This window comes from Chelatococcus sp. YT9 (assembly GCF_018398315.1).
In the GTDB taxonomy this organism is placed as follows: Bacteria; Pseudomonadota; Alphaproteobacteria; order Rhizobiales; family Beijerinckiaceae; genus Chelatococcus.
Map to the genome: position 1 here is coordinate 1,793,728 of NZ_JAHBRW010000002.1, position 22,720 is coordinate 1,816,447.

20 protein-coding genes are annotated in these 22,720 nt (G+C 61.0%); 10 read left to right on the top strand and 10 right to left on the bottom strand.

All coding sequences use genetic code 11. The annotated features are described in order from the left end of the window. Window positions 1-14: 14 nt before the first annotated feature. From KIO76_RS28115 to KIO76_RS28145, 7 genes are all read right to left on the bottom strand, one after another. Window positions 15-1,277, bottom strand: a complete 1,263-nt coding sequence (locus tag KIO76_RS28115) for an amylo-alpha-1,6-glucosidase (protein WP_213326860.1) — start codon at window positions 1,275-1,277, stop codon at window positions 15-17. After that, window positions 1,274-2,332: an ABC transporter ATP-binding protein gene (locus tag KIO76_RS28120; protein WP_213326861.1), complete on the bottom strand. Its 1,059-nt coding sequence runs from the start codon at window positions 2,330-2,332 to the stop codon at window positions 1,274-1,276. Before KIO76_RS28120 ends, KIO76_RS28115 begins: the two co-directional genes overlap by 4 nt. Before the next feature lie 24 nt (window positions 2,333-2,356). Then, window positions 2,357-3,163, bottom strand: a complete 807-nt coding sequence (locus tag KIO76_RS28125) for a carbohydrate ABC transporter permease (RefSeq protein ID WP_213326862.1) — start codon at window positions 3,161-3,163, stop codon at window positions 2,357-2,359. Continuing rightward, window positions 3,160-4,011, bottom strand: a complete 852-nt coding sequence (locus KIO76_RS28130; protein WP_213327150.1) for a carbohydrate ABC transporter permease — start codon at window positions 4,009-4,011, stop codon at window positions 3,160-3,162. The genes KIO76_RS28125 and KIO76_RS28130 overlap by 4 nt, the downstream gene beginning before the upstream one ends. A gap of 86 nt (window positions 4,012-4,097) precedes the next feature. Further along, complete coding sequence (locus KIO76_RS28135) at window positions 4,098-5,426, bottom strand: ABC transporter substrate-binding protein (RefSeq protein WP_213326863.1); 1,329 nt, start codon at window positions 5,424-5,426, stop codon at window positions 4,098-4,100. 63 nt (window positions 5,427-5,489) lie between these two features. After that, window positions 5,490-6,500, bottom strand: coding sequence for a substrate-binding domain-containing protein (locus KIO76_RS28140; protein WP_213326864.1), 1,011 nt, complete (start codon window positions 6,498-6,500; stop codon window positions 5,490-5,492). A 332-nt stretch (window positions 6,501-6,832) separates the two neighbouring features. Continuing rightward, window positions 6,833-8,149 carry an MFS transporter gene (locus KIO76_RS28145; RefSeq protein WP_213327151.1) on the bottom strand — a complete coding sequence of 439 codons (1,317 nt, stop codon included), beginning with the start codon at window positions 8,147-8,149 and terminating at the stop codon, window positions 6,833-6,835. Between the two features lie 197 nt (window positions 8,150-8,346). Here KIO76_RS28145 and cyoA point away from each other — a divergent pair, with 197 nt between their 5' ends. Genes cyoA through KIO76_RS28170 form a run of 5 tightly spaced genes read left to right on the top strand, consistent with a single transcriptional unit; the run spans window position 8,347 to window position 13,395 of the window. Continuing rightward, window positions 8,347-9,516 (top strand): ubiquinol oxidase subunit II, encoded by a 1,170-nt coding sequence (gene cyoA, locus KIO76_RS28150; RefSeq protein ID WP_213327152.1) that lies wholly within the window; start codon window positions 8,347-8,349, stop codon window positions 9,514-9,516. A gap of 14 nt (window positions 9,517-9,530) precedes the next feature. Then, window positions 9,531-11,534, top strand: coding sequence for a cytochrome o ubiquinol oxidase subunit I (gene cyoB / locus KIO76_RS28155; protein WP_213326865.1), 2,004 nt, complete (start codon window positions 9,531-9,533; stop codon window positions 11,532-11,534). A 3-nt stretch (window positions 11,535-11,537) separates the two neighbouring features. After that, complete coding sequence (gene cyoC / locus KIO76_RS28160; protein ID WP_213326866.1) at window positions 11,538-12,173, top strand: cytochrome o ubiquinol oxidase subunit III; 636 nt, start codon at window positions 11,538-11,540, stop codon at window positions 12,171-12,173. Further along, complete coding sequence (gene cyoD, locus KIO76_RS28165) at window positions 12,170-12,565, top strand: cytochrome o ubiquinol oxidase subunit IV (RefSeq protein WP_213326867.1); 396 nt, start codon at window positions 12,170-12,172, stop codon at window positions 12,563-12,565. The genes cyoC and cyoD overlap by 4 nt, the downstream gene beginning before the upstream one ends. Beyond that, a complete protein-coding gene (locus KIO76_RS28170; RefSeq protein ID WP_291976206.1) occupies window positions 12,562-13,395 on the top strand; it encodes an SURF1 family protein in 834 nt (277 codons plus the stop codon). The genes cyoD and KIO76_RS28170 overlap by 4 nt, the downstream gene beginning before the upstream one ends. Here the strand turns inward: KIO76_RS28170 and KIO76_RS28175 are convergent, their stop codons facing one another. The 3 genes from KIO76_RS28175 to KIO76_RS28185 all read right to left on the bottom strand — a co-directional run bounded on the left by KIO76_RS28175 (window position 13,396) and on the right by KIO76_RS28185 (window position 16,066). Then, window positions 13,396-13,929: a response regulator transcription factor gene (locus tag KIO76_RS28175; RefSeq protein ID WP_213326868.1), complete on the bottom strand. Its 534-nt coding sequence runs from the start codon at window positions 13,927-13,929 to the stop codon at window positions 13,396-13,398. Next, the gene (locus tag KIO76_RS28180) at window positions 13,919-15,139 is read right to left on the bottom strand and encodes an ATP-binding protein (RefSeq protein WP_349629435.1); all 1,221 of its coding nucleotides are present in this window, start codon (window positions 15,137-15,139) and stop codon (window positions 13,919-13,921) included. The genes KIO76_RS28175 and KIO76_RS28180 overlap by 11 nt, the downstream gene beginning before the upstream one ends. Window positions 15,140-15,328: 189 nt before the next feature. Further along, window positions 15,329-16,066: an IclR family transcriptional regulator gene (locus tag KIO76_RS28185; protein WP_213326869.1), complete on the bottom strand. Its 738-nt coding sequence runs from the start codon at window positions 16,064-16,066 to the stop codon at window positions 15,329-15,331. 286 nt (window positions 16,067-16,352) lie between these two features. Here KIO76_RS28185 and KIO76_RS28190 point away from each other — a divergent pair, with 286 nt between their 5' ends. The 5 genes from KIO76_RS28190 (at window position 16,353) to KIO76_RS31695 (ending at window position 22,719) form a co-directional block, all read left to right on the top strand. Beyond that, window positions 16,353-18,002 carry a M24 family metallopeptidase gene (locus KIO76_RS28190; protein WP_213326870.1) on the top strand — a complete coding sequence of 550 codons (1,650 nt, stop codon included), beginning with the start codon at window positions 16,353-16,355 and terminating at the stop codon, window positions 18,000-18,002. A gap of 30 nt (window positions 18,003-18,032) precedes the next feature. Further along, window positions 18,033-19,583, top strand: coding sequence for an ABC transporter substrate-binding protein (locus KIO76_RS28195; protein WP_213326871.1), 1,551 nt, complete (start codon window positions 18,033-18,035; stop codon window positions 19,581-19,583). Window positions 19,584-19,734: 151 nt separating this feature from the next. Beyond that, a complete protein-coding gene (locus KIO76_RS28200; protein WP_213326872.1) occupies window positions 19,735-20,661 on the top strand; it encodes an ABC transporter permease in 927 nt (308 codons plus the stop codon). 15 nt (window positions 20,662-20,676) lie between these two features. Further along, window positions 20,677-21,546 (top strand): ABC transporter permease, encoded by an 870-nt coding sequence (locus KIO76_RS28205; protein WP_213326873.1) that lies wholly within the window; start codon window positions 20,677-20,679, stop codon window positions 21,544-21,546. Window positions 21,547-21,555: 9 nt separating this feature from the next. Next, on the top strand, window positions 21,556-22,719 hold the full coding sequence (locus tag KIO76_RS31695) for a M24 family metallopeptidase (RefSeq protein ID WP_213326874.1): 1,164 nt from the start codon (window positions 21,556-21,558) through the stop codon (window positions 22,717-22,719). The last annotated feature ends 1 nt before the right edge of the window (window position 22,720 follow it).

Here is a 22,720-nt window from a genome sequence, read left to right on the forward strand (position 1 = left end):
CGCGGCCTTCTTTTCTAGGGCGACAGCAAGAGCGCGATTGCGGCGGTCCAGGAAAAACTGCCCCCGCCTAAGCCTTCGCCGGTCCTCGGATCGAAGTATTCCGCGAAGCCCTGGGTGCTGATGAGGTCGCGCGTATCGGCGCGGATCGCATCCGCCTCCTCGGTCAGTTCATAAGCGGCGAGCCCCTCGGCGATCATGTAATTGACGACGGCCCAGACAGGCCCGCGCCAGTAACGCTTCGGCTCGAAGCGCGGGTCAAACGGCGATGTGCTCGGCACCCCATGGGCGACCTTGCCACGCCAACGCACGATTTCCGCCGCCATGCGCCGGGCCTGGTTGGCGCTCGGCAGGCCAGCGAAGAGAGGGAGAAAACCCGCCGAGGTCGAGACGTCGATGCGTGTGCCGGTGATCAAGTCCATCGGCTGGTAGAGGCCCTTCTCCTCGTTCCAGAGCGTGTTCAAAGCCTTGGAGCGCTTTTCGATACGGGCGCTGATCTCGGTCCTCTCGGCCTCGCTCCCGACGCGCTCGGCGAGATGCGCCAGATCCTGCTCCGCGCGCTGCAGGATCCCGTTGATGGCGAGATCGGCGACCTTGAAGGGTGTTCTCTCCCAGAGGGCAGAGGCATCCCAGCCAGCCTCGCGGAAGGTGTCGACGAGGTAGATATAGCGCCGATAGTCATCGTCGTGAGGCCGCATCGCCGCGCCCACATGGGCCGTATCCCTGCGTCGGATTGCGGTCGTCGGCTCGGGCGGGACGCGGGCGAAGGCCTCGTCCCAAGCCGGGGAATTGTCCATTCCAGATTCCCAAGGGTGAAGAATAGCGACGAGCCCCGTTCCCTCAGGATCCCGCGCGGTGGCCCACCAGCGGTGTGAAGCCAAAGCGGCACGATACAGCCCCTCAGCGCGCTTTGAGGCGCCTGCCCCCTTGGCGCGATCGAAGACAAATTTGATGGCGCTCGCCAGCACCGGCGGCTGTGAAATACCTGATGTCGGCGGGCTGTGATGCGTTCCCCAGACATCCGGGCCGGGGAAATAGTCGTCGCTTGGCGCGTGAAAGACGATATGCGGCACCATCCCGTCCGCCCATTGCCCCTCCACCAGGCGCTCCAGCTCACGCCAGGCGCGTTCCTCATCGAAGGTCGCCCAACCCATGGCGACGAAGGCCGAGTCCCAGTTCCATTGGAACGGGTAGAGCCGTGAGGTCGGGACGGTGTAGCCGCCCCGGTCATTGGCGATGAGAACATCGCGCGCGGCTGCGGTATCAACGTGACGGGTCATACTGCTGTCTCTTGTACAAGCGCCTCACCAGAGGCGGCATCCATCCAAACGATGCGGTTGGGATCCGGCTTGAGGCCGAGCCTCGTGCCCGATGGGAACTGAGCATCCGGCGGGGCGACCACACGGAGCATTTGTCCACGCGACCTTCCCGTGAGGAGGGTATGCGAACCCAACGGCTCCGCGACCATAACCTCGAAGACAAGCCCCTCCTGGGCCTCGTTCAAGGTGAAGTCCTCAGCGCGGATGCCGGCCAGCAGATCTCCTTCCGGCCGCGGCGCGTGCAGGGATAAGCCATCGAGGAGGATCGCACCCGAAGTCGCGGTGACCGGGAGGAAGTTCATCGGCGGGCTTCCGACGAAACCGCCGACGAAGGTGGTGCGCGGCCTGCTGTAGACGGCTGAGGGCTTATCGATCTGGACGATCCGGCCGCCGTGCATCACTGCGATCCGGTCGGCGAGCCCCATGGCCTCGGTTTGATCATGGGTCACATAGATCGTCGTGGTCCCGGCCTCACGAAGCACGGCCTTGAGCTCCGCCCGCATCTCAAGACGCAGCAGCGCATCAAGGTTCGACAAGGGCTCGTCCATGAGCAGCACGGGCGGCTCTACCGCGAGGGCGCGTGCCACAGCGACCCGCTGTCGCTGGCCGCCGGAGAGCTTGGCGGGGTAGCGATCGAGATAAGGTTCGATGTGCAGAAGCTCCGCCGCTCGTGCCACCTGAGCCTTGACGCGCGCCTCTCCAGCCTTCTGCATCCGCAGCCCGAAGGCGACATTGTCATAGACGGTCATGTGGGGGAAGACCGCGTAGTTCTGGAACACCATCGCGAGGCCCCGCAGGCGCGTCGGTATATCGCTGATATCCCGTCCGCCGATGATGACACGGCCGGCGGATCGTGTTTCCAACCCGGCGATGATGCGCAGCAGCGTGGTCTTGCCGCAACCCGAAGGACCGAGCAGCGCGATGAACTCGCCGTCGGCGATATCGAGCGTGATCTCGTCGAGCGCGCGGGTCGCCCCGAAGGTCTTGGCGATCTTGTCGATCTTGATATCGGCCATGGCTGAACCTTGTTCCCTGGCGTCTCAGCGGTTGGCGATGCCCCACATCGCGAAGAGGTACTTCCTGACCGCGAAGATGAAGACGATGGATGGCACGATGAGAAGGAAACCGCCGGCGAAGCGGAAGTGCAGCGGCGATTCCGCGAGGACGGTGAGGAGATAAGCCGTCAAGGTGCGGTTGCGCACGGTGAGGACCGAAGCCGCGAAAACCTCGTTCCACGATATGACGAAAGCGAAGATCGCGGTGGCTGCGATACCCGGAAGGGCGAGCGGCAGCACGACCTTCGTGAAAGCCTGAAATCGCGTGCAGCCGAACACCCAGGCCGCCTCCTCCAGTTCGCGGGGAATTGCCTGGAAAAGGCTTGCCGAGACAAGAGCCGCGAAAGGCAAGGCCAGCGCGGTGTGGATCAGCGCGACACCAAAAGCCGTGTCATAGAGCCCGATGCGAATGAAGGCCACGGTCAGCGGCAGCGCGAGGATCGCAAGAGGAAAGGCGCGCGTCAGCAGGATCAGGAGGCGATAGGCGTTCTGGCCGGGAAAGGTGAAGCGCGCCAGCGCATAACCGGCCGGAGCACCGAGGGCAATCGACAGCGCCATCGTGATCGCCGCGGCGATAATGCTGTTGACCATCGCCTGGCCGACGCCTTCGACCTGCAGGAAGAGCTGCATCGCGGCGAGCGATGCGTCCCCTGGCCAGATCGATTTTGGCCAGCGGAACACGCCGATGCGTCCGCCGAAGGCGCCAAGTGCGATAAAATAGATCGGCACGAGCACCCAGGCACATAATGCAACGATTCCAGCGATATAGACAGTGCGGCGCAACACGTTCATGGCTGCTGCTCCGGCTTAGTCCTGAGCGCCCACAGGAACACGACTGTCGCTGCGAGCGATATGACTACGATCAGCATGGCATAGGCCGCAGCCACGCCCGTATTCTGGTAATTGCGCTGCCAGTTGTAGGCCTCGCCGACCAGCACGGGGAAATTGGTGCCGCCGATAGCATAGACCACCGCGAAGACCTCGAAGGCCAAAACAGTGCGGAGGATAAGCGCTGTTTGCAGGCTGGGCTTGAGCAACGGCAAGGTAATGTGCCTGAAGATCGTCCAGGGCCGCGCGCCAAAAACTTCGGCAGCTTCCTTATATTCCTTCGGGATCAGCTGCAGGCCGGCGACGAGGATGACAAGGACGATGGCGGTGGCGCGCCAGACCTCCGCAACGACCACGCCGACAAACAGCGCGACGGGCGTTTCATAGGTCAGCCAGGCTGTCGGTCCTTCGATGAGGCCGAGGCCATAGAGCGCGCTATTGAGATATCCCCGGTCCTGCAGGATGGCGAGCCATACGAGGCCGGCGGCGAGGTCGGAGATCCCGAGGGGAATCGTCCAGATCCAGAGAACGAGATCCCGCCCGCGCGGCAGTTTCTGCAGCATCATCGCCATGGCAAGCGCCATGACGATCTGGATCGGTACAACCGTCAGCACCAGAAGGAAGGTGTTGCGGACCGCCGGGCCGAAATTGATGTCGGATACCATCCGGCTGTAGTTCGCCAGCGATGGTGCACCCTCCTCCATAAAGGAGAGCGAGATGGTCTGTACCAGCGGCACGAGGAAAAGCGCCGCCAGAAATGCGACGGACGGGGCGAGCAGCAGATAGGGCAAAAGCCGGGATCGCAGCGTCATCATCTCTCAGGCTCGATTGCGATTGGCCTCGCGGCCACGTCCGGCAGGCGCGGCGGCAGGAAGGCCGGCCGCGCCGTGCCTTTGTCTTACTTGACCGGGCAGGCTCCTTGGCTCGGCGCGTCCGGAGACCAACAAGGTGCCTTGGTCGCCTCCATCAAGCCCTTGAGAACCCCGGCCTGCGAGGCCAGCACCGCCTTGATATCCTCGCCGCGCAGCACGATGCGCTGGAAGGTATCGGAATAGACCTTGTTGAACTCGCCGCCTTTGTCGCCGAGCCCGACCGGCAGCAGGGCTGGTAAGGCATCGGGCGCGTTCTGGGTCTTGGCGACGCCTTCCGCGATGAGCTTGATGCCGGGGGAGAGATCGGCAGGCAGCGTCGCCTTGACCACCGGGAAGAAGCCAACTTCAACCGCTGTCTTCACTTGGGTTTCCGGCTTGGAGATGAAGGCGATCAGTTCGGCGGCACCCGTTGGGTTCGGAGCATTCTTCGGCACGGCAAGGCCAGCAATGACCGGCATATAGCCACGACCCTTCGGACCGGCCGGCGCGGGAAAAGTCACGAACTCCTCCGGAGCCTGTGTCAACGCGTCCTTGACGCGCGCGACGTGATCGAACGCGACCCACACCTCCTCGGCGAGCAGCGGCTCCTGCATGAAGTCATAGCTTGTGGAGTTCGGATTGACGAACTGCCAGAGCCCCTTGAATTTCGCCCACATCGCTTCCGCTTCCGCCGACTGGAAGGGGGTGACCACGCCGCCCGTGAAGGAGGGGTAGAGATAGCCCTGGTAAAAGCGCGGCATCAGCCCCTTCGGGCCCGCCGGAAAGCCGATCAGGCGCTTGCCCGTCTTCTCCGTGAGCGCCTTGCCCCATGCCTCAAGCTGGTCATAGGTCAGCGCGTTGATGTCGGCCCCTGCCGGCAGATACGGCAGGGCCTTCTTGTTGGCTACCATGATGTAGGTGGCCTGCATCCACGGGATATACATCTGGTTAGCCGTACCGAGCTTCCCAAGCTCCATGAGATTCGCCGGGATGCCGCGGTCGGCAAGTTTCGTCGCGATATCGTCGATCGGGGTGAGGTCACCCGACACGACCAGCGGTTGCAACTCCCCATGCAGCGCGCCGGCGACACTGATCGTGCGCTTGCCGGCCTGCCCTTCGGCCTTCATGCGGACGTCAAAAGCCGGAGGTTCCTCAACAAGATACGTCACTTTCCCGGGAAAGTCCTTGAGAATGACGCTGCGCACTTTCTGCGCTTCCTCGATAGGCCGAAGCTGCGTCGACAGGAAAAGGATGTCCTGCTGTTGAGCGCTGGCTGGAGCTGCATGAGCCAGCAGCGCGCCTGTCACCAGCGCCGCGCCAACCAAACTGGCAGACTTACAAGTGGTCAGCCCGAAGGTGGTTCTAATGAAAGTCATGGGTTCCTCCTCTTGGTCTTCATCACGGCTGCCGGCTGAGGCATTGCTGCACCGATAGTCCCATCAGTCGCCTCCCTCGCCCGAGGAACTACGCGGCATCTGAACGAGACGGTGGATCTCAGTGAGATCGCGGACATCGGTTCCGCCAAGCCTGGCCAGAACCATGTGGGCAAGCCGCGCACCAATCAGCCGTGTCGGCAGTTCCATGGTGGTCAGGGATGGCTGGCAGTAAGAGGCGGCCGGAATATTGTCATGGCCGGTGATTGCGATATCGGAACCGACCGCCAACCCACGATCCGCTGCAGCACGAATGGCGCCAATCGCCATCCGGTCTGTCGAGCAGACGAGCGCCGTAGGGCGATCATCCCTTTCGAAAAATCGATGCGCCAGCGCGAAGCCGCCCTCCTCGGTTGGCTCCGCCTCTTCCGACATATCCGCGGATAGACCGGCCGCCTGGATGGCGCCACGCCAACCGGCGAGGCGCAGGCCCGCAAAGGTGAGATGCGCCGGCGCGGACAGAAAGGCTATGCGGCGGTGGCCGCGCGTGATGAGGCGCTTGGTCAGGCTGTTGAAGCCCTCCTCGCCATCACCGTCGATGAAGGCATAAGCTTCCGTGGTGTCCGTGCGCCCGTGGCACACGAACGGTACGCCCCTCTCGGTGAGATATGCGACGCGCTCATCCTGATGGCGTGTGCGCACGAGGATGAAGGCGTCCGCCCGCCGGCCCTCGACCAGGCGCCGGTAGACCGCCATTTCGTCCTTTCCGGGCCGGGCTGCGAGCAGCATCAGGTCGTGTTCATGGCGCGCGAGTTCTTCACCGACCGTCACGAGAAGCTCACTAAAGACGGGCTCGTGGAAATGCCCAGGGTCGGTAGGCAGGACGAAAGCAACCGTCTCGCCGACACCGCGCCGCAGCCGACGCGCGGCAGGATTGGGCCGATAACCCATCTCCTTGGCGGCACGCTCGACACGCTCGCGCGTCGCAGCCGCGACGTCGGAATAGCCATCGAGCGCCCGTGAGACGGTCGTTATCGACAGGCCGAGATGCGATGCGAGCTTGCGCAGCGAGGTCATGCGTTCCCTCCACCCATCGTCCCCATGATGCGTGACGGAATCCAAAACGTTTTGGAAACAAGCCGCCAAAGGCTCACCTTGTCAAGACGCGCTGCAGCAAGCCGTGCACAGGAAGGTTTCGCACACGCGAAAAGGACACCACGCGAGGTATAGGCTTCCCTAGCGAATGTGAAACGTAAAGCTCCGCGAAATCGGCGATGCTTCGATCCGAAGCTAGGTCGCGCCCGATGCGGGGGTAATCGACAGCCAAAAAAAAACGGGCCCTTCAGGGCCCGCATGTCGTTCTTTCGAGAGGAGTAGGTATCGGCTGATAGAAGCTCTCAGCCAGCGCCTTACTCATGTGCCTCGGACTGCCAGTTCAACCGGATGGCCAGGATTGTGCAGATCGCGCCCGACAGCAGATAGGCGCCGGCTGACAGGAGCCCGAAATTGGCGGACAGCAGCAGCGCCACGAGCGGAGCAAATCCAGCGCCGAACAACCAAGCAAAATCGGAGGTGAGTGCCGAGCCGGTGTAGCGGTAGGCCGTCGCGAAATTCGAAGCCAGCGAGCCGGAGGACTGACCAAACGACAGGCCGAGCAGAATGAAGCCGAGGATCATGAAGACCGTCTCGCCAACCGCGCCGGCGTCGAGCAATTGCGGTGCGAAGCCGCTAAATGCCGCGATCGCAATCGCCGAACCCATCAGGAGGGAACGACGGCCGACACGGTCCGCGACAATTCCCGAGGCGAGGATCGCCACGATCCCGAACATCGCGGCGACCGCCTCAATGATCAGGAAGCGCGTGGGATTTTCTTTTGTGAACAGATAGATCCACGACAGCGGAAAGACCGTGACCATGTGAAACAGCGCGAAGCTGGCAAGCGGCGCAAAGCTACCACTCGCCACAATGTGCCCCTGCTTGCGCAGTGTCTCGCCGACAGGCGATGGCTCAAGAGCACGGCTCTCGAACAGTTCCGTATATTCCGGGGTCACGACAATACGCAGGCGCGCGAAAAGGGCGACCACATTGATCGCAAAGGCGACGAAGAAGGGGTAACGCCAGCCCCAGCTGTAGAAATCTTCCGCCGACAAATTGCCGACGAAGAAGGCGAACAGGACACTCGCTACGATCAGGCCGAGCGGAGCGCCAAGTTGGGGAAGCATGGCATACCAACCACGCCGCTCCTCGGGCGCGTTCATGGCCAGAAGCGAGGCAAGGCCATCCCAGGCGCCACCCAAGGCGAGGCCCTGGCCGATTCGCAATATCGCAAGTACCCAGACAACGGCAATACCGACCCGGTCGTAGCTCGGCAGAAAGGCTATCGCGACGGTCGAGCAGCCAAGAAGGAACAGCGCGATCGTCATTTTCGCGCTTTTTCCATATGCGCGGTCAATGGCGGTGAATATCGCGGTGCCGATCGGGCGAGCGACGAAAGCCAATGCGAATATGGCGAAGGAGTAGATCGTCCCTGTCAAAGGATCGACGAATGGAAACACCAGTCGTGGAAAGACGATAACAGAGGCAATTGCATAGACGAAGAAATCGAAGAACTCGGACGTCCGTCCAATGACGACCCCGATCGCGATCTCGCCCGGATTGACCACGCCGTGGGGTTGAGCGTGCACCCGCCGCGCGTCTCTCTCCAATGTCGATGACGCAGGCGCCATGATGTTCGCACCGCTAGCCAAATGTCGTTCCTCGCTTGGCATCCTGACGCTATCTGATAGCGTTCGCAAGTCTAGTCTCAAGTCGCCTTGTGTCTCATGCCGGCCTGACACGGCATTGGACATTTTGTCCAATGTCCCTTTTGCTGCAGCGCAGCTAGCGGTGCCGACCAATGATGGATCTGGCCATGGGTAAGCTTGTGAGCAAACTTCGCCTTTTCGCTCTGCTGCCGCTCGCGGTTTTGCTGACTGGCTGCAACTTCGTTGTGATGAGGCCTGCCGGCGACGTTGCCGAGCAGCAGCGCGACCTCATTATCGCCTCCACGATCCTCATGCTGCTCATCATCATTCCGGTGATGGTGCTCACGGTCATATTCGCGTGGCGTTATCGGCATACGAACAAGGACGCGCCGTACGATCCGGAATGGTCGCATTCCACACAGCTTGAGCTTGTTATCTGGGCTGCGCCTCTTCTGATCATCATCTGCCTTGGGGCCCTTACCTGGATGGGGACGCATCTGCTGGATCCGTATCGCCCTCTTGATCGCATTGCGCCGGGGGAGCCCGTTCCCCGGGATGTGCAGCCCCTGGAGGTCCAGGTCGTCGCATTAGATTGGAAATGGTTGTTCATCTATCCCGAGCACCAGATCGCGCTCGTCAATGAATTTGCGGCGCCAGTGGATCGCCCCATCCGTTTCCGCATCAGCGCTTCATCGGTGATGAACTCGTTTTACGTGCCTGCGTTGGCTGGGATGATCTATGCGATGCCCGGGATGGAGACCAAGCTTCATGCGGTCATCAACAAGGCAGGTGACTATCAAGGCTTCTCGGCCAACTATAGCGGCGCAGGGTTCTCGGGAATGCGCTTCACGTTCCGCGGGCTTCCCGACGCCGAATTCGACGCCTGGATCGCACAAGTCAAGGCTTCGAGCGAAAACCTCGGCCGGGAGGAATATCTCGAGCTCGAAAAACCCAGCGAGAACGTGCCGGTTCGCCGCTTTGGAACCGTCGATCCGCAGCTGTTCGCCGCCATCGTCAATCGTTGCGTCGAACCGGGCAAGATGTGCGCCCACGAGATGATGGCGATCGACGCACAAGGCGGCCTCGGCCTTGCCGGGATCGATTTGATGCGCTTGCATTATGACAAGACCGCCAGACGCGGCGCATTTTTCGGCCCCACACCGACCTATCTCGTCAGCATCTGCTCCGTCGAGGAGGCGAACGCCGCGCTCAATCAAGGTGCCGTCAAGCCATTGCCCATCTCGGGTTCGCCGATCCTCGGCGTTGGCCTGCCACGTCCTTCGTTCACGCCTTCACCATCGCCGCGCGCCTCCTGGCTTCTTGACATGCGCCAGTCGCAAAGATCCTGATCGGCTCGATTGATATGACTGATCCTACTGCGAACTACAGCTTTCTTCTCGGGCGGTTCAGCCTGGAATCCCTGCCCCTGAATGAGCCCATCGTTGTGGTGACCTTCGTGGTCGTCGCCCTCCTCGGAGCCTGTCTTCTCGGCGCGATCACCTATTTTCGCCTGTGGGGCTATCTCTGGCGCGAGTGGTTCACCACTGTAGACCACAAGCGCATCGGCATCATGTATATGGTGCTCGGCATAGTCATGTTGCTGCGCGGCTTTTCCGACGCCATCATGATGCGCCTGCAACAGGCAATCGCCTTCAATGGAAGCGAAGGCTATCTCGACGCGCATCACTACGACCAGATTTTCACGGCTCACGGCGTGATCATGATCTTTTTCGTGGCCATGCCGCTGGTGACCGGCTTGATGAACTACGTCGTGCCGCTGCAGATCGGGGCACGCGACGTCTCGTTTCCGTTCCTCAACAACTTCAGCTTCTGGATGACGGCGGGTGGCGCGGTCATCGTGATGATGTCGCTATTTATCGGGGAGTTCGCCAAGACCGGCTGGCTCGCTTATCCACCATTGTCGGGGATCCAGTACAGTCCGGATGTTGGCGTTGACTACTACATATGGGCGCTGCAGGTCGCGGGCGTCGGGACGACCTTATCGGGCATCAACCTGATTTGTACGATCGTTAAGATGCGTTGCCCCGGCATGACGATGATGAAGATGCCGATCTTCACCTGGACGTCGCTCTGCACGAACGTGCTCATCGTGGCATCTTTCCCTGTTCTGACCGCCGTCCTCGTGCTCCTGTCGCTCGATCGTTACGTAGGGACCAATTTCTTCACGAACGATTTCGGCGGCAACCCGATGATGTATGTCAACCTCATCTGGATCTGGGGGCATCCGGAGGTTTACATTCTTATCCTGCCGGCATTCGGCATCTTCTCCGAAGTCGCCTCGACTTTCTCAGGCAAGAGGCTTTTCGGGTATACGTCCATGGTCTACGCGACCGTGTGCATCACGATCCTGTCCTACCTCGTATGGCTGCACCACTTCTTCACCATGGGTTCCGGCGCGAGCGTCAATTCGTTCTTCGGCATCACGACGATGATCATCTCGATCCCCACCGGCGCGAAGATCTTCAACTGGCTGTTCACGATGTATCGCGGGCGGATCCGGTTCGAGCTGCCGATGATGTGGACGGTCGCCTTCATGCTGATCTTCGTAATCGGCGGCATGACGGGCGTGCTCCTTGCCGTCCCGCCGGCAGACTTCGTACTCCACAACAGCCTGTTTCTCGTCGCGCATTTCCATAACGTCATCATTGGCGGCGTGTTGTTCGGCCTCTTCGCCGGCATGACATACTGGTTCCCGAAGGCATTCGGCTTCAAGCTCGATCCCTTTTGGGGCAAGATGTCGTTTTGGTTCTGGGTGTCCGGCTTCTTCTTCGCCTTCATGCCACTTTATGTGCTCGGCTTGATGGGCGTTACACGGCGGCTGAGGGTCTTCGACGACCCCTCGCTCCAGATCTGGTTCGTGATAGCTGGTTTCGGCGCCTTCCTGATCCTGTGCGGGATCCTCTCATTCCTTCTGCAGATCGCCGTCAGCATCATGAAGCGGGACCAGTTGCGCGATACAACAGGCGATCCCTGGCACGGCCGGACCCTCGAATGGGCCACCTCATCGCCGCCTCCGGACTACAACTTCGCCTTCACGCCCGTCGTGCACGACGGTGATGCCTGGTGGGATATGAAGGCCCGGGGGTACGAGCGCCCCCTGGAAGGCTTCAGGCCCATCCATATGCCGAGCAACACAGCCGCCGGCGTGATCCTTGCTGGTTTCAGCGTCGCCCTCGCCATCGGCCTGATCTGGTATGTCTGGTGGCTCGCGGCGCTGAGCTTCGTTGGCCTCCTGGCGACAGCGATCGGGCACACCTTCAACTACAAGCGCGATTTTTACATTCCCGCCGATGAGGTTGCGCGCACCGAGACCGAGCGCACGCGCCTTATCGCGGCTCAGGTGTAAGTCATGACAACAGTCGTTAGCACCGCGAAGGCCGAACCAGGCGCCCCTACCTTCTATCTCGTGGAGGAGCATCACCACGAGGAGGGGTCGAGCACACTGCTCGGCTTCTGGATCTATTTGATGAGCGACTGCCTCATCTTTGCAGTCCTGTTCGCGACCTTCGGGGTGCTCGGCGGCAACTTCGCCGCGGGGCCGGGGCCGAAGGACCTCTTCGACCTTCCCCTGGTCGCCCTGAACACATCGATGCTCCTGTTTTCGTCGATCACATATGGTTTCGCCATGCTGACCATGGCGCAGGGGCGGGTCGCGGCTACTCAGATCTGGCTCGCGGTCACGGGCCTCTTCGGCCTCGCGTTCCTCTCGATCGAACTCTACGAGTTCACGCATATGTTTCATGTGGGTGCTACCCCCCAACGCAGCGCGTTCCTGTCCTCGTTCTTCGCGCTCGTCGGCACCCACGGTCTTCATGTGACATTCGGCACGATCTGGCTTGTGACCCTGATGGTTCAGGTGCACCAGCGCGGTCTGATCGCTGCGAACAGGCGACGCCTCATGTGCCTCAGCATGTTCTGGCACTTCCTGGACGTTATCTGGATCGGCGTCTTCACCTTTGTCTATCTCATGGGAATGCTTCGATGAGCACCGACGGTCACGCCGCTCACGCGTCTACCCACGACCAAGGTCACGATAGCCACAACGCTGGTCCCTCGCATGGAACGCTGCGCAGCTATCTCATCGGCTTCGCGCTGTCCGTGGTTTTGACGGCCGTGCCCTTCTGGCTCGTGATGGCGCGTCCTATCGCGAGCAATGAAGTGACTGCCGTCGCGATCATGGCCTTTGCCATCGTGCAGATCGTCGTTCACATGATCTACTTCCTGCATATGGACTTCCGCTCAGAAGGTGGATGGACGATGATGGCTCTCGTCTTCACGCTTATCATCGTCTTCATCGCGCTCTCCGGATCGCTCTGGGTCATGTATCACCTCGACACCAATATGATGCCCGGCCATGCGACGGGCCAGGCTCCGTGACGGGCTTCTCCGGCATGGCACGCGCTGCCGATCTACATGATCGGACGCGTGAGCCTGCCGGCGGCCGAGCACCAGCGGCCATTCCGAGCGACCCGGCTCCTCGCTCGCCATGGGTGCTCGCGCTGCTCGGCATCCTCGCCATCATCGGGGTCGCCGGTTTTACGGCGCTTGGCGTTTGGCAGATAGAACGGCGCGCCTGGAAGCTTGATCTCATCGCCCGTGTTGATAGCCGGATTCATGCGCCCGCGATCGCCGCACCGGGGCCTGACGCTTGGCCGCGGATCGACACAGCCAACGACGAATATCGCCGGGTCGTCGTCACAGGCCATTTTCTCAATGACCGCGAAACGCTGGTCCAGGCGGTAACGGAGCGTGGGGGCGGCTATTGGGTGCTGACGCCGCTCCGTACCGCCACCGGCTTCACCGTTCTCGTCAACCGTGGTTTTGTGCCGCCCGAATTGCGCGATGCGGCGGCACGCGCAGCGGGCCAGATTTCCGGTGAGACGACGGTCACTGGCCTCTTGCGCCTCACCGAGCCACAGGGAGCGCTTCTGCGCACGAATGATCCGGTCAATGATCGCTGGTATTCGCGCGATATCGCCGCCATCGCCGGGGCGCGCGGGTTGTCCGGCACGGCTCCGTATTTCATTGACGCAGATCGCGTTGCCGCATCGCTCTCAACACCGGTGGGGGGCCTGACGATCATAAATTTTCCCAACAACCATCTCGTCTATGCGCTGACCTGGTTCGGTCTTGCCCTGATGGTCCTGGCGGCTGCCATTTTCGTCTTTCGCGGCGAGTACCGATTGCGGCGGGGCCTGCCGCCCTAGTCAGCTAACCTGCTTTTTCTCGAGCTTGCGCGCCAATGTTCGCCTGTGCATGCCAAGCCGCCGAGCTGCCTCTGAAATGTTGAAGTCCGTCTCCACAAGGGTCTCGTGGATGCGCTCCCATTCCAGCGTCTTGATGGACGTCGGACGTACAGTCATGGGTACCGAGGGATCGCCCTCCCCGCGTCCCCACGCGGCCTCGATCTCGTCGGTATTGGCCGGCTTCGCCAGATAGTGGCAGGCGCCCAGTTTGATCGCCTCCACAGCGGTCGCGATACTCGCAAAGCCGGTCAAGACGACGATCTTCATCTCTGGATCGTGCTGGTGCAGCATCTTCACGCATTCAAGTCCGGAGCCGCTGGCAAGCTTGAGGTCGACCACGGCATAGGCCGGCGCCATCTGCTGCAGGGCGCTCCGTGCTGCGTCGATGCCATCGCTCACTGCAACCTCATAGCCGCGGCGCTCGAACGACTTTCGCAGTGCCTTCGCGAAGGAAGCATCGTCTTCAATGATGAGAAGAGACGGGTTAGCGTCCACGGCTGCCTCCTGATGAGAGCGACGCGATGGGCAACGTGAGGGTGACCGACGCACCGCCGCGGGGATGGTTCTCGGCCTTGACGTTTCCGCCGAGCTTTCGCACGACATTCATGACCAGGAACAGCCCGAGACCACCACCCGGTCTGTTCTTGCTCGAACGGTAGGGCTTGCCCAACTCGGCGAGAATCCTTTCATCGAAGCCTGGTCCCACATCGCTGACCGTCAGAATGAAATCATCCTCATGTCGCCGGACTGTAACCCCGATCCAGTTCGGCGAGGCCTCGTGGGCGTTGTCAAAAATGTTGAAGATGACCTGCTTCAACGCCGGGTCCGAGATAATGGCGGCATCGGGGCTGAACGCGCTGACATAGTCGACATGCGCTGGCGAGCGACTAGAGCGCCACTCCTCGACCAGGTCATCGATGAACCCGTTGACTGTCGTTCTGACGGTGCCCTCGCCTCTCGCCTCGCCTGACGACATCAGGATGCCTGAGACGATCTGCTTGCAGCGATCGACCTGATTTTGCATTTCGCAGATCTCCTCGAGCAAGTCAGCATCCGCCCGGAATTCCGGCATACGCTGCCAGTCGTTGAGGATGACCGAAAGCGTCGCGAGCGGCGTACCGAGTTCATGCGCAGCGCCCGACGCCAGCAGCCCCATGCGGACGATGAGTGCCTCCTCGGCTGATTGCTGACGCATGGCCGCGAGCCGCGCATCGCGATCGCGCAGGTTGCGATTGATGCGTGTCGTGAAGAGCACGAGCAGACAGGCAGCGAGAATGAAGCATACGAACATGCCCTGGATGTGGAGACTGAAAAGCTCGTGGCCGTCGCTGAGCGGAAGGGGAAGTGGACGATAAAGGCTTGTGAGCGCAAAGAAGCAGCCGCTGGCTATGGCGAGAAGCGCCCAGACGAGGCGTTCCTCCAGAAGCACAGCCCCGAGTGTGATCTGTAGAAGATAGAGCGATACGAAAGGATTGGAAGCACCACCGCTGAGAAACAGCTGTACCGTCAGGGCGGCAACGTCGAGGACGAGCGCCAGAAACAGCTCCGTGTCCGACACCTCCGCGCGCAGCCGGTATCGGAGCAAGCTGCCGATATTGAGCAGTACCAGGCAGGCGAGCACCGCGACCATCGGCCAAAGCGGCAGCGGTATTTCAAACCAGAACTGGACGAAGACGATCGTGATGATCTGCCCGCATACCGCCAACCATCGCAAGTGAATGAGTAGGAGCAGGTTTTTCTTGTTTGTTGTGTCAAGAACGGGAATCGCCGTCTTCCTCGCTGATCACCTTGGGACCGGAAAGCCCACGGTCCCGCACGGCGCTTGCGAAAGAAGCGCCCATGTGGTGCGTTATAGGCAATCCGTGGCCAAAGATCACGCTCGTCGTAATCTCCTTTAGCGAATGGTACTGATGCGCAGCCCGGCCGCCGCGCGCTCCAGCTCCCCGGCGAGCTTCTGTGCGGTCTGCCCCATTTCTTCAAGGCGTCCGTTGTCGAAATAGACGGTCGCCCCGTTGATGCTGACCGCAATTCGCACCGTCCCGTCAATCAGGAAGGTGGATGCGACACCGCAGGTTCCGACATCACACTCGTTGTAATCGAAGGCGAAGCGTCGCTCGCGCGCTGCCGCCAGCTCGCGGCGCAGTTGCTCGGCGCTCTTGGGCGGGGCCGGCGGGAGCTGCTTCAGGAACCCCTTCCAGTCATCTGCGGGCAATACGCTCACGAGCGCCTTCCCTACGGCGGTCAGCAAGGCTGGAGACCGTTGTCCCACGAAGGAATTGATCTGCAATTGCCGATTTCCAGGCGCCCGCTCGATGACCACAATGTCGGTTCCATCGAGAATAGCGAGATGGATAGTGTCGGATGTCTGCTCCGCATAGCGGACGAGAGTGGGGCGCAGTACCTCCACGAAGCTCAGGCTGCGCTTTTTCTGTTCGCCGAGCTCGAGGAGCCGATATCCAAGCGCGTAGCGTCGCGCTTCAAAGGACAGATAATGATGCTCGACAAGAGTTGCGAGCAGTCTGTGGGCCGTGCTGCGCGACATATCGGCGGCTGACGCAATTCCGGCAAGGGTGTCGGTGCCTGCCGCAACGAGCTCGATCAACTTGATCGCCTTGGTAATGACGAGGCTCATGGGAGCATCGCCCGCGCGTCCCCGGCGGCAAGGCCGGCGTTCCCGTTGATGTGTTCTGGCACAAGCTCCCCCTCTTCCTTCCCTGTCCACGCTCATACGACAAACGACCCCGGCTATCAATACTTGTCCCAATATTTGGGACGAAACTCCTGACTATTGACATACCCGAACGGATAGTGCGATGCTCCTCACAAGAACGGTTTCCTGCGCGAACCGCAGGCATTTGCTGACAATATTTGCGCGATTGCGCAAATAAGAAGCATAGCAATTAAAATCCGAGGGGCTAATGAAGTCGCGCGTGTATATTGGGCGAGACCGCATATCTGATATTCTTGGGAGAAGTTTCTGGAACGAGCTTACGTTCCCGAAGATATTCAAAGACAGTGCGAACAGCATTGGTCCCGTTCTGATCGAAAACGACGGCAATGCATCCATGGTGATTGGAGCATTCGATGCAGCCGCCTTCCAGACGGCGACAAAGGCCATCCCTTTTGAAACCTTCGCTAGCTATTTCAGCTGGAATGACCCGCCTGGACGTCGTCCCCAATCGTTTACTGAGGCCGTGCGTAGACTGGCTGGCGATGGGCTGCTGGACATTGACGCAGATATGCCGATTGGGCGCTTTGATGCGTTGGCACAGTCAGGTCCTGTGGCTATCGCAAACACGAGCGAGTTGCACCAGCCCATGGGGCCGTGTTTCCTGTATCGCAAGCGTCGGCAGGATATAGAGGCACAGTGGCACGCCTCGCGCGATACGGATGTTCCAGCGCTGACTCCTTTTGTGTCTTCGCTGCGCTTTGGGCCTGAACTGGTCAGTAGCCTATCGACTGAACCGCTAGGATTTGCCGTTCTCGACAGACTGTGCAGAGAGGCGGATCTCGGCGCGATCTACGTGAGCGCTCCCTTCAACGTGGAGATGTTTACAGGGCTGCCTTGCAGCGTTGCTGATCGATACGGCACGACGGCTCTTTATATCCCTGAAAGCGACGAGATCCTCATCATCTCCCGCGACAGCATCGAACGTGCAGATTTCATTCCGGCCGGCCGCGCGCCGAGCCTGATAGCCGCTCTCCGTAACAGCAGAAATCAAAAGCTTGCTATCGAGCGCGAGCATCTGGCTGTCGGGATCGGTCAGGCACTCGCAAATGATGGATTTGTTCTTGCTGACGCAACCTACGCCCTGCGCCGTTGGCAGGACGAACGCGCTGGAACGGATCTCCTTTATTTCATTACTGCGGCGAACGCGGTGCTCCACGGTATCGATCACGCCACTCAATTCATGAAGTATAGGCTCGGTAGCGGGTTGACGGAGAACGAAGTCGCCGCCGTCTATCACCAAGGTGTGCAGAATTTTGCGGCCATGGTCGGCATGGATGGCCGCATCCATCCATATTTCGATATCATTCACTCGGGCGAACGGACGCTTTTACCTGCGATTGCCGGAGACTATCCGCTTAAAAGCACCGACAAAACAATCAAGTTCGATATGGGCCTTCTGGTCACCGATGCTTTCGGCTGCGTGCGCGGCTGCTCGGATATCGCACGCAGTGTCTCCCCCGACGCGGGCCTGCAAGCCGCGCATGACGAACTTCGACAGCTTCTGGTGGACAAACTGATCCCCTCGATCGAAAGCGGGATGAGCGGCGGTGAAATTCATGCGAACGGGGTTGAGATCCTGCGTCCGATGACGACGCCCCTGAAGCAGGTCGGCTTGCTCCACGAAGACATGACAATGGATGGCTACACACGTGATTGCGGCCATACACTGCAGCGGCAAACTCTTGCGACAGTCCACTTCCTGCCTGGCTTCAAAGAGCGGCTGCATACGGGCATGCTCGGCTGCACGGAATTCGTTTGGCCAATCGATGACAAGATAATCGCCGCGGAAGACGGATATTACGTGACAGAGAAAGGCGCCGTTCCTTTCACGATCTAAACTCACTGCAAAAAATAAAAGGGGAACATCATGCATAGTCTCTCGCCGTTCAAGGTGCGATCATTGGCATTCATGCTGGCGATCAGTGCGAGTGCTTTTGCATTGGCTGGCCAGGCCGATGCACGCAGCATCAAGTTCGCAATGGGAGCGCCCGTCCTGACGCTTGACCCAGGCGTGGCGGCCGGAACGCAGGCGCAGACCGTGCGAATCCAAGTCATGGAACCTCTCGTGCAGATGAACGCCGAGACGGGTAAGATCGAGCCGCTGTTGGCCGAAAGTTGGACGCTGGCCGATGACAAGAAGACTTGGACCTTCAAGTTGCGTCCCAACGTCAAGTTCCATGATGGTACATCGCTCACTGCTGCTGATGTCGTGGCGTCCCTCAGCCGCATCATCGATCCGAAATCGGGTCTCGGCCGCGCGGCGGATCTACGTGCAATCAGCGAGGTTGCGGCCATTGACGATCTGACCGTCAAGCTCACGACCGCGGCGCCTTTTGGCGCGCTGCTGCAGGTTCTCGCGCTGGATTCCGCATCCATTCTAAGCGCCGCTTCCCTTAAGGCAGACCCGGCGAAGATCGGCTGGAACCCTGTTGGCACCGGCCCCTTCAAATACGTGTCGCATCAGGCTGAGCAGAGCGTCACGCTCAACCGCAACGACGCCTACTGGGGTGAGAAACCGGCGGCAGATGGCATTCAATTCATCACAGTTCCCGAGGCTGCGACGCGCCTTTCAATGCTAGAAACCGGTGAGGCGGACATCGTGACAGATGTTCCCGGCTCCGAAATCGAGCGACTGCAGTCGACGCCCGAAATTTCCTTACTGAAGAAGCCGAACACCCGCGTTGGTCATATCGGCATCAACGTGAGCAAGCCTCCCTTCAATGACGCGCGGATACGCCAAGCCCTCAACTTCGCCGTCGATCAGGAGGCGATCGCCGAGGGCGTCCTGCGTGGGCTCGGCATACCGGCAGAGACGATCATCGCGCCCCCGGTGTTCGGCTACGCGCCACAAAAGCTCTATTCCTACGATCCGAAGAAAGCGAAGGCGCTGCTCGCCGAGGCCGGTTTCCCGAACGGGTTCAAGACGACGATTTGGACGCCGCAGGGCCGCTACTACATGGACCGCGAGACGGTGATCGCGGTGCAGGCTCAGCTCAAGGAGATCGGCATCGACGCCTCCGTCGAGATCGTCGACTGGTCGACCTATCTCGCGGCCTTGCGCAAGCCGCAGGCGGAGAACAAGTCCGAGCTCTACATGCTAGGCTGGGAGACCGGCACCGCGGATATCCAGATCATTCTAGACACGGTGTTCGACAGCGCGCGTATGCCGCCCAACGGCTGGAACACCATGTTCTACAAGAACCCGGAAGTGGATTCCCTACGTGTGGAGATCGGGCGCGAGGTGGATCCCGACAAGCGACTGAAACTAGCTGCCGATGTTCAGGCACTGATCATGAAAGACGCGCCTTGGGTGCCGCTGTACAGCTACATTCAGGTTACTGGGTACCGTAAAAATATCAGCGGCTTGGAATATCTCGCTACGGACGTCTATCGCCTCAAGAATATCAAGTTCAACTGAGGCTGCAGCGTTCCCGTCCGTCGGATGGTCCGACCGAGTGGCTTGCAAAGGCCTTGGGTGCTGAGCTGCGATACTCTGGTCCACACGTGCCTGACAGAATGGCCCCAGACGTGCTGTCAGGTTCGAGTTCAAGAATCGGGCGATCTTTGTCATGGATCTCGCGTCGTTCATCACACGCAGGCTGGTCTATGCCGCACTGGTGCTTCTCGCTCTCTCGGTACTGGTGTTCTCCATCCTGCAACTTGTACCCGGTGATCCGGCCGTAACAGTCGGCGGTATGGGAGCATCACAAGCGGATATCGAAGTAATTCGTCATCAGCTTGGTTTTGATCAGCCCGTCTGGTGGCAGTTTCTAAGCTGGCTTGGCGGGCTCTTCACGGGAGATTGGGGCACGTCCATCGTCTCCCGCGAGCCCGTGCTGCCGATCCTGATCGAACGATTCCGGATGACTCTGCTGCTCGCCAGCGCCGGCATCCTATTCGCGGCGGTCGTGGGCGTGACCCTTGGCGTCAATGCAGCCCTGCGCGCCAATTCAGTGTCGGACCTCCTCCTGTCGGTCATCGCGCTGATCGGCGTCTCCGCGCCCATCTTCTGGATTGGCCTCATTCTCCAGCTCATCTTCTCCGTGCGCCTCGGCCTTCTGCCGTCGACAGGTGCGGGAAGTCTTTCGCATCTCATCTTGCCGGCGCTCGCCATCGGCGGCAATTCGATCGGCATCATCATGCGCATGACGCGAGCAAGCCTTCTGGAGGTTCTGCAGCAGGATTATGTCCGCACCGCCCAGGCCAAGGGGCTCAAGCACCGGACGGTGATCTATACACACGCGCTGCGCAACGCCTTCGTGCCCATCCTGACGGTCATCGGCATCCAGTTCGCCTATCTCATGGGCGGCGCCGTTCTCATCGAGACGGTCTTTGTCTGGCCGGGGATCGGCAAGTTGCTCGCCGATTCCGTTTTCCGGCGCGATTTCCCCATCGTTCAAGGCGCCATCCTCATCATCGGAGCCTTCTTCATCCTGGTGAATACCTTGGTCGACTTCGCCTATACGATCGTCGATCCGCGCATCAAGGCCAGCTGAGAGATGGTGGCGCTGTTGAACCCTGCCGATACCTCCGCTCAAGCCACCCCGAGCAGCCGCAGCCGGCGCCTGCGCAAGTTCCTGCGCCACAAGATGGGGATGGCCGGCCTCGTCATCGTGCTGCTCTATATCGCCGCGGCCCTTCTCGCACCGTGGCTCGCGCCCTGGGGGCCGGATACCGTCGATCTACGCAACGTGGCGAAGCCCCCAAGTCTCGCACATCCCTTCGGGACCGACCAGTTCGGACGTGATGTGCTGAGCCGCACGATCTTCGGCGCGCAGACCTCGCTTGTCCTCGGCTTTTGCGTCGTCGGCATCGCCACGTTGTTCGGCATGCTGTTCGGCGTTCTGGCCGGATACTATCGGGGGCGCGTCGAGCGCGCGGTGATCTTCATGACGGATGTGTTGATGACCTTGCCGAGCATCATCACCGCGCTTGCCGTCGTCACCATCCTCGGCCCCGGCCTTGGCACGACCATCATCGCCATCGCGATCGCCAGCCTGCCACGCCTCGTGCGCGTGGCCCGCAGCGCGGTGCTGCAGGTGCGTGAGATGGACTACATCCAGAGCAGCCGATCGCTCGGCGCGACGGACGGCGCCATCCTGCTGCGCCATGTGGTGCCGAACGCGCTGTCGCCGGTCATCGTCCAGGCATCCCTGTTGATGGCCGAAGCCGTGCTGGTGGCAGCTGGCCTCGGCTTCCTCGGCGTCGGCGTCAAGCCGCCGCTGGCGGAGTGGGGGCAGATGCTCGCCGAGAGCCGCACGCTGCTGCGCAGCGCGCCGCATATTTCGATCTTCCCGGGCCTCGCCATCATCTTTCTGGTGCTCGGGCTCAACCTCTTGGGCGACGGGCTGCGTGACACGCTCGACGTTCGCACACGATAGGAGACACAAGTGATTGACGAGATGAAGGGGCGCGTGCAGCGCGTGCGCGAGCTCGCGAGCATGCGCGGCTTCGAGGGCGTGATCGTCGCCGGGCGCGCGCCGGATCGCAACGGGGATCTGGCCTATCTCTGCGGCCATATCCCGATGCTGGCGGGCCATCCGAGCCGCTTCGCGATCCGTGGCCGTGGGCTCGGCCTGCTCTACATTCCGACGGATCCCAAGGACGATCCCGGAATCGCGGTCACGACACCGTTCTACGTGCCGGCCCACGGCGTCGGGGAGACCGTGGTCAATCCCAATATCGTCGCGGGCATAACGGCGATCCTGGAGCGCGCGGGCGCGCAGCGCGCAACCGTCGGCGTTGTCGGCATGGATGTCATCTCTGCCATGACCTTCGCCGAGATGACGCACTACAATCCCGGTGTCCGCTTCCTGGAGGCCGACGACCTCGTGATGAACCTGCGCGCCGTCAAGAGCGAGAAGGAGCTTGAGGCGCTGCGACAGGGCTCAGCCTTCGCCGATGAAGTCGGCGAATTGCTGCGCAAGGAGATCAAGCCGGGCGTCACCGAGCGCGAGCTTGCCAATTTCGTCATTTCCGAAATGACGAAGCGTGGTGCCACCAACGCCTTCGCGACCTGCCAGTCCGGCGTCGAGCGCTCGGGAGAGCCCTTCCTGTTTCCGGCCTTCTCCGATCGCGTGCTGGAGGACGGCGATCTCGTCCATATGGAGATCAACGGCCGCTGGCAGGGCTATATGATCGACATCTGCCGTGCGACGACGGTCGGCCGCCCGACGAAGGACGGCGTGCATCTGCTTGAAACCGTGCTGAAGATGCTCGAGACCAGCGTCGACGCCATCGGCCCAGGCGTCCTCGCGGAGGACCTCGAAAAGATCGCCGACGATGTCGCCGTCAAGGCCGGCTTTCAGGGCAAGTTCGCCTTCGGCTACGGCGGCGCCGGCACCTATCTCGGCCATGGCATCGGCCTCGGCGTCGATGAGCCGCCGGCGATCTGCAAGGGCGAGAAGACTTTCCTGCAGCCCGGCATGGTGCTGACCATCGAGCCCGGCCTCTACCGGACGCCGGCGGGCGGCGCGCGCATCGAGGACGAAGTCCTCGTCACCACGACGGGTGTCGAGGTCATCACCAAGCTCGAACGGCGCTGGTGGGCCTGAT

What these genes read in the sequence shown, in the direction of transcription:
- KIO76_RS28115 (WP_213326860.1), bottom strand. Translation starts at nt 1,277, where the DNA reads ATGACCCGTCACGTTGATACCGCAGCCGCGCGCGATGTTCTCATCGCC.
- KIO76_RS28120 (WP_213326861.1), bottom strand. Translation starts at nt 2,332, where the DNA reads ATGGCCGATATCAAGATCGACAAGATCGCCAAGACCTTCGGGGCGACC.
- KIO76_RS28125 (WP_213326862.1), bottom strand. Translation starts at nt 3,163, where the DNA reads ATGAACGTGTTGCGCCGCACTGTCTATATCGCTGGAATCGTTGCATTA.
- KIO76_RS28130 (WP_213327150.1), bottom strand. Translation starts at nt 4,011, where the DNA reads ATGACGCTGCGATCCCGGCTTTTGCCCTATCTGCTGCTCGCCCCGTCC.
- KIO76_RS28135 (WP_213326863.1), bottom strand. Translation starts at nt 5,426, where the DNA reads ATGACTTTCATTAGAACCACCTTCGGGCTGACCACTTGTAAGTCTGCC.
- KIO76_RS28140 (WP_213326864.1), bottom strand. Translation starts at nt 6,500, where the DNA reads ATGACCTCGCTGCGCAAGCTCGCATCGCATCTCGGCCTGTCGATAACG.
- KIO76_RS28145 (WP_213327151.1), bottom strand. Translation starts at nt 8,149, where the DNA reads ATGGCGCCTGCGTCATCGACATTGGAGAGAGACGCGCGGCGGGTGCAC.
- cyoB (WP_213326865.1), top strand. Translation starts at nt 9,531, where the DNA reads ATGACTGATCCTACTGCGAACTACAGCTTTCTTCTCGGGCGGTTCAGC.
- cyoC (WP_213326866.1), top strand. Translation starts at nt 11,538, where the DNA reads ATGACAACAGTCGTTAGCACCGCGAAGGCCGAACCAGGCGCCCCTACC.
- cyoD (WP_213326867.1), top strand. Translation starts at nt 12,170, where the DNA reads ATGAGCACCGACGGTCACGCCGCTCACGCGTCTACCCACGACCAAGGT.
- KIO76_RS28185 (WP_213326869.1), bottom strand. Translation starts at nt 16,066, where the DNA reads ATGAGCCTCGTCATTACCAAGGCGATCAAGTTGATCGAGCTCGTTGCG.
- KIO76_RS28190 (WP_213326870.1), top strand. Translation starts at nt 16,353, where the DNA reads ATGAAGTCGCGCGTGTATATTGGGCGAGACCGCATATCTGATATTCTT.
- KIO76_RS28195 (WP_213326871.1), top strand. Translation starts at nt 18,033, where the DNA reads ATGCATAGTCTCTCGCCGTTCAAGGTGCGATCATTGGCATTCATGCTG.
- KIO76_RS28200 (WP_213326872.1), top strand. Translation starts at nt 19,735, where the DNA reads ATGGATCTCGCGTCGTTCATCACACGCAGGCTGGTCTATGCCGCACTG.